This window comes from Pseudooceanicola sp. NS-SX8, assembly GCF_057380755.1.
Window position 1 is genome coordinate 917,907 of sequence record NZ_CM170819.1, and the last position, 12,959, is coordinate 930,865.

The 12,959-nt window shown below is 68.3% G+C and carries 12 protein-coding genes; 3 read left to right on the forward strand and 9 right to left on the reverse strand.

Going from position 1 to position 12,959, the window contains the following annotated elements:
* Window positions 1-41: 41 nt before the first annotated feature.
* Complete coding sequence (locus AC2IR1_RS04145; protein ID WP_486475017.1) at window positions 42-935, reverse strand: LysR family transcriptional regulator; 894 nt, start codon at window positions 933-935, stop codon at window positions 42-44.
* Between the two features lie 381 nt (window positions 936-1,316).
* Between AC2IR1_RS04145 and AC2IR1_RS04150 the strand changes: the two genes are divergently transcribed.
* From AC2IR1_RS04150 to AC2IR1_RS04160, 3 genes are read left to right on the forward strand one after another with little or no spacing between them, the layout of a single operon-like run.
* The gene (locus AC2IR1_RS04150) at window positions 1,317-2,297 is read left to right on the forward strand and encodes a TRAP transporter substrate-binding protein (RefSeq protein ID WP_486475018.1); all 981 of its coding nucleotides are present in this window, start codon (window positions 1,317-1,319) and stop codon (window positions 2,295-2,297) included.
* A gap of 5 nt (window positions 2,298-2,302) precedes the next feature.
* Window positions 2,303-2,836, forward strand: coding sequence for a TRAP transporter small permease (locus tag AC2IR1_RS04155; RefSeq protein WP_486475019.1), 534 nt, complete (start codon window positions 2,303-2,305; stop codon window positions 2,834-2,836).
* Complete coding sequence (locus AC2IR1_RS04160; protein WP_486475020.1) at window positions 2,833-4,137, forward strand: TRAP transporter large permease; 1,305 nt, start codon at window positions 2,833-2,835, stop codon at window positions 4,135-4,137. Before AC2IR1_RS04155 ends, AC2IR1_RS04160 begins: the two co-directional genes overlap by 4 nt.
* A 176-nt stretch (window positions 4,138-4,313) precedes the next feature.
* Here AC2IR1_RS04160 and AC2IR1_RS04165 read toward each other — a convergent pair whose 3' ends face one another.
* Genes AC2IR1_RS04165 through araD form a run of 8 tightly spaced genes read right to left on the reverse strand, consistent with a single transcriptional unit; the run spans window position 4,314 to window position 12,888 of the window.
* Window positions 4,314-5,285 (reverse strand): aldose epimerase family protein, encoded by a 972-nt coding sequence (locus AC2IR1_RS04165; protein ID WP_486475021.1) that lies wholly within the window; start codon window positions 5,283-5,285, stop codon window positions 4,314-4,316.
* Between the two features lies 1 nt (window position 5,286).
* Window positions 5,287-6,135, reverse strand: coding sequence for an SMP-30/gluconolactonase/LRE family protein (locus tag AC2IR1_RS04170; protein ID WP_486475022.1), 849 nt, complete (start codon window positions 6,133-6,135; stop codon window positions 5,287-5,289).
* A complete protein-coding gene (locus tag AC2IR1_RS04175; protein WP_486475023.1) occupies window positions 6,132-6,737 on the reverse strand; it encodes a 2-dehydro-3-deoxy-6-phosphogalactonate aldolase in 606 nt (201 codons plus the stop codon). Before AC2IR1_RS04175 ends, AC2IR1_RS04170 begins: the two co-directional genes overlap by 4 nt.
* 55 nt (window positions 6,738-6,792) lie before the next feature.
* Complete coding sequence (locus AC2IR1_RS04180; protein WP_486476371.1) at window positions 6,793-7,689, reverse strand: 2-dehydro-3-deoxygalactonokinase; 897 nt, start codon at window positions 7,687-7,689, stop codon at window positions 6,793-6,795.
* Between the two features lie 41 nt (window positions 7,690-7,730).
* A complete protein-coding gene (locus AC2IR1_RS04185; RefSeq protein WP_486475024.1) occupies window positions 7,731-9,242 on the reverse strand; it encodes an aldehyde dehydrogenase (NADP(+)) in 1,512 nt (503 codons plus the stop codon).
* A 12-nt stretch (window positions 9,243-9,254) separates the two neighbouring features.
* Window positions 9,255-10,184, reverse strand: coding sequence for a dihydrodipicolinate synthase family protein (locus AC2IR1_RS04190; protein WP_486475025.1), 930 nt, complete (start codon window positions 10,182-10,184; stop codon window positions 9,255-9,257).
* A 32-nt stretch (window positions 10,185-10,216) separates the two neighbouring features.
* Window positions 10,217-11,143: a Gfo/Idh/MocA family protein gene (locus AC2IR1_RS04195; RefSeq protein WP_486475026.1), complete on the reverse strand. Its 927-nt coding sequence runs from the start codon at window positions 11,141-11,143 to the stop codon at window positions 10,217-10,219.
* Entirely contained in the window at window positions 11,143-12,888 is a 1,746-nt protein-coding gene (gene araD, locus AC2IR1_RS04200; RefSeq protein WP_486475027.1) for an L-arabinonate dehydratase, read from the reverse strand. The genes AC2IR1_RS04195 and araD overlap by 1 nt, the downstream gene beginning before the upstream one ends.
* Window positions 12,889-12,959 lie beyond the last annotated feature (71 nt).

Here is a 12,959-nt window from a genome sequence, read left to right on the forward strand (position 1 = left end):
CCCCCCGGAGTATTTCGGGCCGGAGGCACCCGGCCGCAGGATCAGATGCGACAGGTGGTGTTGAGGAATTCCAGGAAGGCGCGGACCTTGGGGGACATCAGCCGACGGGAGGGGTAGACCACCGCGAGGCGGGAAATGCCGGGGTCGAAGGTGACGTGATCGCAGACCGGGACCAGCGCGCCGCTGTCGAGGTACTCCTGGCAGTAGAACTGCGGCAGCGGAGAGATCCCGGCGCCGTTGAGCAGGGCGCGGCGCACCACCAGGGGGTCGTTGACTTGGATCACCCCGGTGGCGAGGTCCAGCCAGGAGGCATGGCCGTCGATCTGGACTGGGTGGCGGCGCAGGCCGTAGCGCTTCTCGATCAGCTGGATATGGCCCGCCACCGGGTCGATCCGCCCCTTGAGGCCCTGCTCTTCGAGGTAGGCGGGGGAGGTGACCCAGAGCAGGGGGCCGGAGACGAGGGTCTTGGAGATCAGTTCGGAATCGTCCTGCCGGCCGACGACGATGGCCGCATCCAGCTGTTCGCGTACCAGGTCGACGCCACGGCCGGTGATCACCAGCTCCAGCTCAACCTCCGGGTAATCGCGGCGGAAGGCGGCGAGATTCGGCGCCAGGATCTCCTGGCAGAAGGCGGGGGGTAACGCGATCGTGAGCTTGCCGGAGGGACGTGACGTCAGTCCGGCCATGGCGGCATCGGTTTCGCGCACCTGTTCGAGGATCAGCATGGCCTGGCGATAGAAGGTCTCCCCCTCTCCGGTGACCCTGACGGAGCGGGAATTGCGATCCAGGAGGCGCAGGCCGAGAGAGGTTTCGAGCCGGTTAAGTGACGCTGACACCGTACTTTTCGGCATGTCGAGGGCACGGGCCGCCGCCGTGATGCCGCCGTGGTCCACCACCGCTGCAAAGACCGGTACGTCATCGATATTCCACTTCACGGCGCTCTCCTTCGCGGCAAATTGCGTTCAGAAATCTGAACGCAATGTTCAGTTCGCGCAAATTGTCCATCAGGATAACCTTTGTATAGTCCATAAATGCAAGCAACAGGATCGGCGCCCTGCCCAGGTGGGCGCGTCGGACGATGCCGGTGCAAAAGGTGTGATCGGAGCACATCTTCTGCGTGCAAGCCGGAGGAGAGACCTGCAGGTCGAAGTGACGCGTTCCGTGCCAGGCCGAGAGGCCGGGCGGCGGAGCCGTGGCTGCGGCTGCTGGCACGAGGTCCGGGAGGCCGGGCCGGGCGCGCATCCCCGCGCGTCGGACATCAACCACGACGGTGGCCAGGCCCTTCCCGGCGCGCCGTCACATTCGGGAGGATTACCATGTCCATCATCACCAAGTTCACCGCCGCCGCCCTTGCCCTGACCCTGGGTGCCGGCGCAGGTGCCGCCGAGGAGCTGAAGTTCGCCAACTTCCTGCCCGCCGGCCACCCCTACACCGTGCGCACCTTCGAGCCCTTCGCCGAGATGGTCGCCGAGAAGACCGGCGGCGATGTCACCGTCGACCTGTTCAACGGCGGCGAACTGGGCCCGGGCCCGGTCGAGCAGTATTCCCGCGCCCTGGACGGCGTGGCGGACCTGTCGGTGTCGCTGGCGGGCTATACCGCCTCGACCTTCCCGCTGACCCTGGTGGGGGAACTGCCGGGCGTGCTGGATGAACAGACCGGGACCGAGACCTTCTGGAACAACATCGACCTGCTGAAGGGCGAATACCGCCGCGTGCAGCTGGTGGCGCTGTGGTCCTCGGCCAAGAACTACATCTTCTCGGTCGATACCCCGATCCGCACGATCGACGACATGAAGGGCCTGAAGGTCCGCGTGCCGTCGCGCAACACCGGCCTGATGGTCGAAGCCTGGGGCGCGACCCCGGTGTCGATGCCGGTGTCGGAGATCTACAACTCCATGCAGACCGGCGTGATCGACGCGGCGATGATCGACGGCACGGGCGTCAACGCCTTCAAGCTGGGCGAAGTGTCCAAGTACCTGACCGTGGGCATCGACAGCACCAACTCCCCCTTCTTCATCGTGATGAACCGCGACGCCTTCCGGTCGCTGTCCGACGAAGACCAGGCCGCCGTGCTTGAAGCGGGCCGCGCCGCATCCGACCTGGGCCAGAAGACCCAGCTGGACGTTGCCGCCGCAGGCATCGAGGCCTTTGCCGAGATGGACGGCCACGAGGTGATCACCCCCACGCCGGAGGCCGCAGCCGCCTTCAACGAGGCTTCGGCCAGCATCATCCCCGAGGTGATCAAGGCATCGGGTGACGACGCCCAGGCGGTCTATGACGCGCTGAAGGGCGAGTGAGCCCCTTGAGCACCGCGAAAGTGAAATCTGCCCTGTCGGTCGCGACCGACAGGGCAAGCTGGGTCCTGGCCGTGATGGCCGCGATCCTGCTGCTGTGCATGGTCGTCGTGCTGACGGCCGGCGTCTGTGCGCGCTACTTCTTCGCCAGCCCGATCCTGGGCCTGAACGAGATCGTGCAGCTGAACGCCGTGGCGCTGGCGATGCTGGCGCTGCCCTATGCCACCGCGGGCAATGTCCATGTGCGGGCCGATATCTTCGATCCGTTCATCACCCGCTGGGGCCGGTTCCTGGGCGATATCGTGACCCGGGGGATTTCGATCGTCGCGCTCTACCACCTGGTCGACAAGGCCTACTGGAAGGCGCTGGACGCGAAGGAATTCGAGGATGTGACCAACATGCTGGAACTGCCGCTGTGGCCCTTCTACGGGCTGATCGGCGCGGGCATGGCGCTGTGCATCGTGGTGCTGGCGCTGCAGCTGGTGGGCATCCTGATCACCGGGCGCCCGGAAGGGGAAATGCCCGGGGAGGCTGACGCATGAGCGACCTGACAATCGGTATCCTGGGCTTCGTGGCCCTGTTCGGGCTGATGATCTTCCGCATGCCGGTGGCCTTTGCCATGCTGGCGGTGGGCTTCTTCGGGACCTGGATCGTCGACGGGCTGCGCCGGGCAGGCGCGCTGATGCTGACGGAAACCTATGGCGCGGTGGCGAACTATTCGCTGGTCGTCGTGCCGATGTTCATCCTGCTGGGCAACATCAGCTCCGAGGCCGGCTTCTCCCGCCGGCTTTATGATGCGGCCTATGCCTGGGTCGGGCGGTTCCGCGGCGGGCTGGCCACGGCCTCCGTCATGGGCTGCGCGGCGTTTTCCGCCGTGTCGGGCTCTTCGGTGGCCACGGCCGTGACCATCGGCAAGGTGGCCCTGCCGGAGATGAAGCGGCTGGGCTACGGCGATGGCATTTCCACCGGGTCGATCGCGGCGGGGGGCACGCTGGGCTTCCTGATCCCGCCCTCCACCGGGTTCGTGATCTACGCGATCCTGACGGAGGAAAGCATCGGGCGGCTGTTCATGGCGGGGATCCTGCCGGGCGCGCTGATGATGCTGCTGTTCATCGGGGCGATCTGGATCGTCACCCTGCGGGACCCGGCGGCGGGCCCCAAGGGCGATCCGGTGGCCCTGCGGGCGCGGTTCTGCGCACTGCTGAAGGCGATGCCGCTGCTGGCGGTGATCCTGGTGTCCATCGGCGGCATCTACCTGGGTGTCTTCACCCCGGTGGAGGCGTCGGGCGTGGGTGCGGCACTGACCGTGGTGCTGGCCTTCGCGACGCGGGCGATCAACGTGAAGGGCTTCTGGCGGGCGGTGATGGACACCGTGCGCACCTCGGCCATGCTCTACATGATCGTGGTGGGGGCCAATGTCCTGAACCCCTTCCTGGCGCTGACCGACATCCCCGAGGCGCTGGAACATGCGCTGGTGGCGCTGGGCATCGGCAAGTACGGCACGCTGCTGATCATCCTGCTGAGCTACGTGGTGCTGGGCATGTTCCTGGACGGGCTGGCGATGCTGGTGATCACGGTGCCGATCTACTACCCGGTGATCATGGCGCTGGGCTTCGACCCGATCTGGTTCGGCGTGATCGCGGTGATCGTGATCGAGATGGGGATGATCACCCCGCCGGTGGGCCTGAACGTCTTCGTGGTGCGAAACGTGGCCGACAACGTGCCGCTGTCGACGGTGTTCAAGGGCGTGACGCCCTTCCTGCTGGCGATGATCCTTTGCATCGTGCTGATCATCCTCTTCCCGGATATCGCGCTGATCATCCCGAACTCCATGTTCGGCTGATCGTCACGACAGGCATTGGCAAGGGGGCGCTTCGGCGCCCCCTTTTCGTATCGGCCTGCGGCCGGGTGCCTCCGGCGGGAGTACTTTTGGCCCAGTGAAAGAGCGGGCGGGGTGCCATGCCCGTCCCCCGACGATCGCAAGAGGCGCGTGGCACGCGCGGCGGGGGCAGCGCCCCCCTAGCCCTGCACGAAGCGATATCGCGTGGTGTTGCGGTAGACCTCTCCGGGGCGGATGACCGGATCGGGGAAGGCGGGCCGGTTGGGCGCGTCGGGCCATTCCTGGGTTTCCAGCGCCAGCCCCGACCGGGCGGTGTAGCTGCGGCCGTCCAGCCCCGGCAGGCCCGGGGTGGGCAGGTGCCCGGCGTTGTAGACCTGCAGCCCCGGCGCATCGGTTTCCACTTCAAGCGAAAGGTCGGGAGCGGAGAGGCGCGCGGCGGGGCCCGGACCGTCGAGGCAGAAGCAGTGATCGAGCGGCGCGGGGCCTATGGGGGTTGGCGTGGTGAAGTCGAAGCGGGTGCCGGCGACGGGGGCGATCTCCCCCGTGGGGATCTTGCGCGCGTCGGTGGGCAGGTAGTGGGTGGCGGCGAGATGCAGGTCCTGTGCGGCGATGTCGCCCGTGTTGGTCAGGGTGAAATAGGCGTGGTTGGCCATGGAGAGCGGGCAGGGCGCGGTGGGCACGGCCTCCATCGTCACAGAAAGGGTCGTGTCTTCGCAGCGGTAGGTCACCGTGGCGGCCAGCGCGCCGGGGAAGCCCATGTGGCCATCGGGCAGCAGCAGGGCGAAGGTGACATGGGCGGGGCCGTGGTCTTCGACCTGCCAGAGCTGGCGGTGCATTCCGTCGGAGCCGCCGTGCAGGCAGGTCTGCCCGGCCTCGTTCCGGTCGAGCTGGTACGTCTGGCCGTCGAGTGAAAAGCGCGCTTCCGCGATGCGGTTGGCGTAGCGCCCGACGGTGGCGCCGAAGCTGTCCATCGGGCCGAGGTAATCGGCCAGCCGGGGCGAGCCCAGCACCAATGGCGCCCCATGGCCCGCCAGCCGCAGGTCCTGCAGCCGGGCGCCATGGCTCAGCAGTGTCGCGGTGAGCGCGCCGGAGGTGATGGTGACGCGGGAGACGGCACGCCCGTCGGGCAGGTGATCGAAGAGGTCGATCATGTCAGGCGATGACCCGGTGTTCGGGCTGGCCCGCCACCCCGGCGGGGGCGCGGTAGAGCAGACCCTGGGCCGCGTCGGGATCGGGGATCGCCTCCTGCGCGGTGGTGACGAAGAGCGTGGTCAGCCCCGGGCCGCCGAAGGCCGGGCAGGAGCTGTGCCTTCCGTCCACCGCGATGGCCCGGTCGAAGCTTCCGTCGGGGTGGTAGCGCGCCACCCGGCCCGCGCCCCATTGCGCGTTCCACAGCCCGCCTTCGGCATCGACCACGGCGCCATCCGGGAAGAGCCCCTGGGGCGCGAGGTCGAGGAAGAGCTGGGGGTCGCCTTCGGGCCAGCCTTCGGCATCGAGGGCGACCCGGTGGATCTTCTGCGTCGGGGTGTCGGCGAAGTAGGCGCTGCGCCCGTCGGGGGCAAAGCAGATGGCGTTGGGGATGGTGATCGCATCGAAGAGGCGGGTCACCTGGCCCCGGTGGTAGCGGTAGATCGCCCCGGCGCCGGGTTCCGCGCCCTTGCCCATGGTGCCGATCCAGAAACCGCCCCGGGGATCGGCGCGGCCGTCGTTGGAGCGGGTCGCGGCGTTGTCGGCCTCCACCTCTGCCAGGCGGTCGCGGGTGCCGGTGGCGATGTCGAACCGCCAGAGCCCGGTTTCGGAGGCCAGCAGCAGGGTTTCGCGGTCGATCCAGCCGGCGGCGGAGTGCATTTCGTCGAACTGCCAGGTGAGCGGCGTGTCCCCGAACTGCGACAGCAGGCGGCGGTGGAGGATGTCGAACCAGAAGAGCTGTTCCCGCTGGGGATGCCAGAGGGGGCCTTCGCCCAGTTCGCAGGGGCGGCTGTCCTGGATGCTGCAGGTCACGGGAAGACCCTGTCGTGTTCGGCGGTGATGGCGGCGGCCTTTTCCGCCACGGTTTCGGCGCTGTCGCCGGGGCGATAGATCGCCGTGCCGATGCCGAAGCCCGAGGCGCCCGCGGCGGCCCAGTCGGCGAAGTTCGAGGGATCGGCGCCGCCCACGGCGTAGACGGGCACGGAGGCGGGGATGACGGCGCGCATGGCCTTCAGCCCGGCGGGCCCGATGAGCGATCCGGGGAAGAGTTTCAGCCCCGTGGCGCCTGCGCGCAGGGCGGCGAAGCATTCGGTCGGCGTCATGACGCCCGGCCAGGAGGCAAGGCCGCGCGCGCGCGTCGCCTCGATGACCTGGGGGTTGGCGTCGGGGGAGACGATGAGCGTGCCGCCGGCCTCTGCCACGGCGGCGACATCTTCGGGGGTCAGGACCGTGCCGGCGCCGATTTCGGCGCGGTCGCCGAAGGCCCGTGCCATGGCCGCGATGGAGGCCAGGGGCGAGGGGGAATTCAGCGGCACCTCGATCCGGGTGATCCCGGCGGCGATCAGGGCTTCGCCCACGGGGAGGGCATCGTCGGGGGTGATGCCGCGAAGGATGGCGATGATGTTGCGGTGCATGGGAAATCCGGTCTTCGGGGGGCAGTCGGGAAGGGCTGTTTCAGGTGACGGCTTTTCAGGCGAAGGCGGCCCGCAGGCCGTGGAGGGCCAGGTCGGCCGTGGGGGCGGGGCGGGCGCTGGCGCCGAGGCAGGCCAGCGCACCGGCGTAGCGGGTGGTGAGCGCGGGGGAGCCGATGATGACCGTTTCCCACCCCGTCCAGAGGTCCCGTGCCCCGGCCAGTTCGGCGCCGATCAGCAGGCCGGAGAGCTGGCCCGCGGCCTGTGCCGGCGTGGTGCCTGCCAGCAGCGCGCCGGAGCGGACGGTGAAGAGATCGGCCAGCAGTCCTTCGGGCGCGTGGGCGGCGCGGGTCAGCGCGCGAGTGAAGGCGGTGTCGCAGGCGGGCGCCTCCGTCAGGGAGTGGCGCAGCACCGACTGGCGCGAGAGCAGGGCGAAGAGTTCGCCGGTCATCGAGGTGCGGAAGTGCAGCACCTGGCCACCCGCGACGCGGACCCACTTGGTATGGGTGCCGGGCAGGCAGAGGGTGCCGTCGAAACCGGGCTCAAGTGCGAGAAAGCCCGCGATCTGGGTTTCCTCGCCGCGCATGACGTCGGGCGGATCCAGCTGGCAGAGGCCCGGCAGGATGCGCACCGAAAGGCGCGGATCGGTGGTGGGGGCGGTCACCGGCGGCGTGCCGGTGGGGGCGCAGGGGACCTGGGCGTAGGGTGCTTCGATCCAGCCCTGCCGGGCGCCGGCCATGCCGCAGATCAGCACCGGGGTGACCCGGCCCGGGGGCAGCAGGTCATCGCAGAGCCGCAGCAGCGCCGGTTCGAACTGATCCGGGGCGAGGCTGCCCATGCCGTCGGGCGCACTGCGTTCCGACAGGATGTCTCCTCCGGGCCCGAGGGCCCAGAGGCGGAGGTTCGACGTGCCCCAGTCGACGGCAATGCGCCGGACCGTCGGTGCGGTCAACATGTCGGCGGTGGTGCCGGCGGCCGGGGATCTGTCTGCTTGCATCAGAGCTCCTGCAGGTCCGCCGGCAGCAGTTCCGGCGCCAGGTTCTGGTAGCAGACCGGGCGCAGGAAGCGACGGATGGCCAGGGTGCCCACCGAGGTGGCACCGAAGTTGGTGGAGGCCGGGAAGGGGCCGCCGTGGACCATGGCATCGCAGACCTCGACCCCTGTCGGGAAGCCGTTGGCCAACACCCGCCCCGCCATGCGTTCCAGCACCGGCATCAGCGATTGCGCCACGGGAATGTCTGCGTCGTCCATCATCAGGGTCGTGGTTAGCTGACCGTGGAAGGACTTGGCAAGCGCCACCATCTGATCGGGTCCGGAGACGGTGATGGCGACGCCCATGGGGCCGAAGACCTCTTCCGCCAGGGCCTCGTTGGCCATCCATTCGTCCGCCGTGGTGCGGAAGACGTAGGGCGTGGCGTTCCGGAGGTCGCAGGTGGAGGTCATGACCTCCTGCACGCCGGTCTGGGCGCCGATGGTTTCCACCCCCTTGCGGTAGGCATTGGCGATACCTTCGGTCAGCATGACCTGCGCCGCGCCGGCCTCCAGCTCTGCCCTGGCGGTGGCGAGGAAGGTTTCCGCCGCGGGGCCTTCGGGCAGCACGACGACGCCGGGGTTGGTGCAGAACTGGCCCGCGCCCATCGTCAGCGATCCGGCCCAGCCCTTGGCCATTGCCTCTGCCCGGGCGTCCATGGCGGCGGGGAGGAAGAACATCGGGTTGATGGAGCCCAGTTCCCCGAAGAAGGGGATGGGTTCCGGGCGCTGGGCGCAGAGATCGAAGAGCGCCTTGCCGCCGCGATAGGAGCCGGTGAAGCCCACGGCCTTGATCAGCGGATGCTGGACCAGCGCGCCGCCCGTCTCGTAGCTGCCGCCGTGGATCATCGAGAAGGTGCCGGCGGGCATGCCGGTCTTCTCGATGGCGGCCGCGATGGCCTCGGCGACGATCTCGGCGGTGCCGGGGTGGGCTTCGTGCCCCTTCACGACGACGGGGCAGCCGGCGGCCAGGGCCGAGGCGGTGTCGCCCCCGGCGGTCGAAAACGCCAGCGGGAAGTTCGAGGCGCCGAAGACGGCGACGGGGCCGATGGGGCGTTCGATCATCCGCAGGTCGGGGCGGGGCATGGCGCGTTCCGGCAGGGCCGGGTCGTGGCGCACGTCGAGGTAATCGCCTTTCAGGATGTGATCGGCGAACATGCGCAGCTGGCCGGTGGTGCGGCCGCGTTCGCCCTGCAGGCGGCCTGCGGGCAGGCCGGTTTCGGCGGTGCCGATTTCCGTGATGGTATCGCCGCGCGCCTCTATCTCATCCGCGATGGCGTTGAGGAAGGCGGCGCGGGTGTCGCGCGAGGTGTAGCCGTAGGTCCAGAACGCCTCTTCGGCGGCCTGGACGGCCTGGTCGACCAGGGCTGCGGTGCCCTTGGAGACCATGATCGGATCGCCCGTCACAGGGGTGGAGGCGAAGGTGTCGTCCGAGCCGACCCATTGGCCCGCGATCAGGTGTTTGCCGTGGAAAGTCATATGTTTGCTCCCTTACTTGCCCCAGCGGAGCGCCATGATGTCGAGGTCGCCTGCCAGTTGCAGCAGGCGCGACCGCGTGCGCGGGGACATGGGTTTGAGAGGGTGACGCACGTGATCGGAGGAGATTACGCCACCCTCCTTGTAGACCACCTTGCAGGCGCGCAGCCCGCATTGGCGGTTCTCGTGATTGATGAGCGGCATGCAGAGCTGCCACTGGGCGAGCGCCGCGTCCTTGTCACCCGCGAGGTAGTGGGTGACGATGGGGCGGATCTTTTCGGCGAACATGCCGGAGGTCATGGTGCCGGTGCAGCCCGCGTCGAGGTCGGCCAGCAGGGTCACGGCCTCTTCGCCGTCGAAGGGGCCGATGATGTCCTTGCCGCCTGCCGCGATCAGCGCTTCGAGCTTGTCGGCGGCGAAGGGGGTTTCCATCTTGAAATAGCAGACGTTCTCGATCTCTGCCGCCATCTTCACCAGCAGCGGAACGGGCAGGGTGACGCCCGAAAGCGGCGCGTCCTGGATCATGATCGGGATGGTGATCGCATCCGACACGGCGGCGAAATGTTCAAAGATGCCTTCGGGCGCGGGGGAGAGGCCGACGCCGTGATAGGGCGGCATCATCATCAGCATCGAGGCGCCAAGGGACTGTGCCTCCTTCGCGCGGGCGACCACGACCTGCGTGGAGAAGTGGGAGATCGTCACGATCACCGGCACGCGGCCCGCCACGTGTTCCAGCGACAGCTTGGTCAGGATGCGGCGTTCCTCGTCCGACAGCACGAACTGTTCGGAGTAGTTGGCGAGGATGCAGATGGCGTCGACGCCCTGGTCGATCAGGCAGTCGAGGGTGTTCTTCATGCCCTGCAGGTCGAGGGACCCGTCATCGAGGAAGGGCGTGGGGGCGACGGGCAGGATGCCGGTGAGCGGGGTGGTCTTGAGATCGGTCACGGGGTGTCCTCGGGTCTGGAAATGGGGATCTGTCAGAAGAAGAAGGGATCGGTGGTTTCGCGGGCGCCCAGCAGGAAGGCATCGGCAACATGGCGCATGGGGGCCATGTCCATGTCGACGCCGCCCGCGCGCACCAGCTGCGCCATGTTGGCGTAGAGCCGGGGGTATTCGCCGTGCAGGCCCGTTTCGGAACTGCCCTGGGGCGCGCCGTCGACGAACATCTGCGCGCCGCCGTGGGTCAAAGCCAAGGTGCCTTCCTCGCAGACCGCTTCGATCGACCAGGTCTGTTCGCCTTCCTGGCGGAAGTCGAAATCGCAGGTCACGGCCGCGCCGCCGGGGTGGAAGAACGACAGTTCCGCCGCGATGGGGGCCTGCCGGTTTTCCGGGAAGAGCAGGTCGGCGCGGGTCAGGTGGATGGGCTGGGGCAGGATTTCCGTCACGATGGAGAGGGCGTTGATGCCCGGGTCGAAGACGCCGAGCCCGCCTGCTTCGAAGATCCAGTCCTGTCCCGGGTGCCAGCGGCGGACGTCCTCGCGCCAGGTGACATGCAGGGATTTCAGGGTCTTGCCCGCAAGCCAGGCCTTGGCGGGGGCGACCTTGTCGGCCTCGCGCGAGTGCCAGGTGGCGTAGAGGGACAGGCCCCGGTCGCGGGCCATGCGCTCCAGTTCGACGCATTCCGAGAGGGTGGCGCCCGGCGGTTTTTCCAGCATGACATGGCGACCTGCGGCCAGTGCCCTTGCCGCGTAGTCGAAGCGCGGGACGGGCGGCAGGCAGAGGGAGATCACGCGGATTTCCGGATGATCGGCCAGCATCTGGTCGAAGTCGGTATAGGCGGGGGTGCCCTCCACCGTCCCCGCGCGGGAGACGGTGGCGGCGAGGTCCCAGTCATTGGAGGCGGCGATGGCGGGGACGTGCTGGTCCAGCGCGATCTTCCCGATGCCGACAAGCGCGATATCCATCAGTGCGCATCCTTTCCGACCGCGTTGCCCCGGCAGCCCTTGAGGAAGTCCAGATCGGCCCCGGTGTCGGCGCCTTCGACGTGCTGCTGGTGCATCCAGCCGTAGCCGCTCTCGAAACGTTCGTGGGTCGGCTGCCAGGCGGCGAGGCGGGCGGAGAGCTCCTCGTCGGAAATGTCGAGGTGGATGCGGCGCCCGGCCACGTCCAGTTCGATCATGTCGCCGGTCTTCACCACGGCCAGAGGGCCACCGGCGGCGGCTTCGGGCGAGGTGTGCAGGACGACAGTGCCATAGGCGGTGCCGGACATGCGGGCATCGGAGATGCGGACCATGTCGGTGATGCCCTTCTGCAGGACCTTGGGCGGCAGGCCCATGTTGCCCACTTCGGACATGCCCGGATAGCCCTTGGGGCCGCAGTTCTTCAGCACCATGACGCAGGTCTCGTCGATGTCGAGATCGGGGTCGTTGATGCGGGCCTTGTAGTCGTCGATATCTTCGAACACCACGGCGCGGCCCCGGTGCTGCATCAGGTGGGGCGAGGCGGCGGAGGGTTTCAGCACCGCGCCGTTCGGCGCCAGGTTGCCCTTCAGCACGGCGATGCCGCCCTGGGGCGTCAGGCCCTTGCCCACGGGGCGAATGACGTCCTCATTGTGGTTCAGGACGCCCGAGACCTCTTCCCAGATCGTGTCGCCGGAGACGGTGAGGGCGTCCTTGTGCAGGAGCCCGGCTTCGCCCAGGCGTTTCAGCACCACGGGCAGGCCGCCGGCGTAGAAGAACTCCTCCATCAGGTATTCGCCCGAGGGCATCAGGTTGACGATGGTTTCCACGTCGCGCCCGCAGCGGTCCCAGTCGTCCAGGGTCAGGTCGACGCCGGGCACGCGGCCCGCGATGGCCAGCAGGTGGATAACCGCGTTGGTGGAGCCACCGATGGCGCCGTTGGTGCGGATCGCGTTTTCGAAGGCCTGCTTGGTCATGATGTCGGAGGGCTTCAGGTCGTCCTTGACCATCTGCACGATGCGGCGGCCGGACATCTGCGCCATGACGCGGCGACGCGAGTCTACCGCCGGGATGGCCGCGTTGCCCGAGAGCGCCATGCCGAGCGCTTCGGCCATCGACGCCATGGTGGAGGCGGTGCCCATGGTGTTGCAGGTGCCGGTGGAACGGGACATGCCTGCCTCGGCCTCCAGGAACTCCTCCTGGGTCATCTTGCCGGCCTTCACGGCCTCGGAGAACTTCCACAGGTGCGTGCCACTGCCCACGCGCTCACCCCGGAAGTAGCCGTTCAGCATCGGGCCGCCGGTGACCACGATGGAGGGCACGTCGCAGGAGGCGGCGGCCATCAGCAGGGAGGGCGTGGTCTTGTCGCAGCCGACCATGAGGACGGCGCCGTCGATGGGCTGACCGCGCAGCTGTTCCTCGATCGAGAGCGCCGCGAGATTGCGGAACATCATCGCCGTGGGGCGGAAGGTGTTTTCGGAGGCGGAGAAGACGGGGACCTCGACCGGGAAGCCGCCGGCCTCCCAGATGCCGGCCTTCACCTTTTCCGCCAGTTCGCGGAGGTGGCCGTTGCAGGGGGTGAGGTCGGACCAGGTGTTCATGATCCCGATGATCGGGCGCCCGTCGAAGAGGTCGTGCGGGTAGCCCTGGTTCTTCATCCAGCCACGGTGGTAGATCGTGTCGCGGGAATTGCCGCCGTACCATTCCTGCGAGCGCAGTTTGCGGGGCCAGGGGGCGGGGGTGAACGTCATTGCACTAGGTCCTGACAAAGTTTGAACGGGGGCCGAAGGCGGGGTGAACCCCGCCCTACGGGATGTTGGTG

Excerpts from the sequence above, each read along its gene's own strand:
- araD (WP_486475027.1), bottom strand. The coding sequence starts at position 12,888 with ATGACGTTCACCCCCGCCCCCTGGCCCCGCAAACTGCGCTCGCAGGAA.
- AC2IR1_RS04165 (WP_486475021.1), bottom strand. The coding sequence starts at position 5,285 with ATGATCGACCTCTTCGATCACCTGCCCGACGGGCGTGCCGTCTCCCGC.
- AC2IR1_RS04150 (WP_486475018.1), top strand. The coding sequence starts at position 1,317 with ATGTCCATCATCACCAAGTTCACCGCCGCCGCCCTTGCCCTGACCCTG.
- AC2IR1_RS04160 (WP_486475020.1), top strand. The coding sequence starts at position 2,833 with ATGAGCGACCTGACAATCGGTATCCTGGGCTTCGTGGCCCTGTTCGGG.
- AC2IR1_RS04195 (WP_486475026.1), bottom strand. The coding sequence starts at position 11,143 with ATGGATATCGCGCTTGTCGGCATCGGGAAGATCGCGCTGGACCAGCAC.
- AC2IR1_RS04180 (WP_486476371.1), bottom strand. The coding sequence starts at position 7,689 with ATGTTGACCGCACCGACGGTCCGGCGCATTGCCGTCGACTGGGGCACG.
- AC2IR1_RS04185 (WP_486475024.1), bottom strand. The coding sequence starts at position 9,242 with ATGACTTTCCACGGCAAACACCTGATCGCGGGCCAATGGGTCGGCTCG.
- AC2IR1_RS04175 (WP_486475023.1), bottom strand. The coding sequence starts at position 6,737 with ATGCACCGCAACATCATCGCCATCCTTCGCGGCATCACCCCCGACGAT.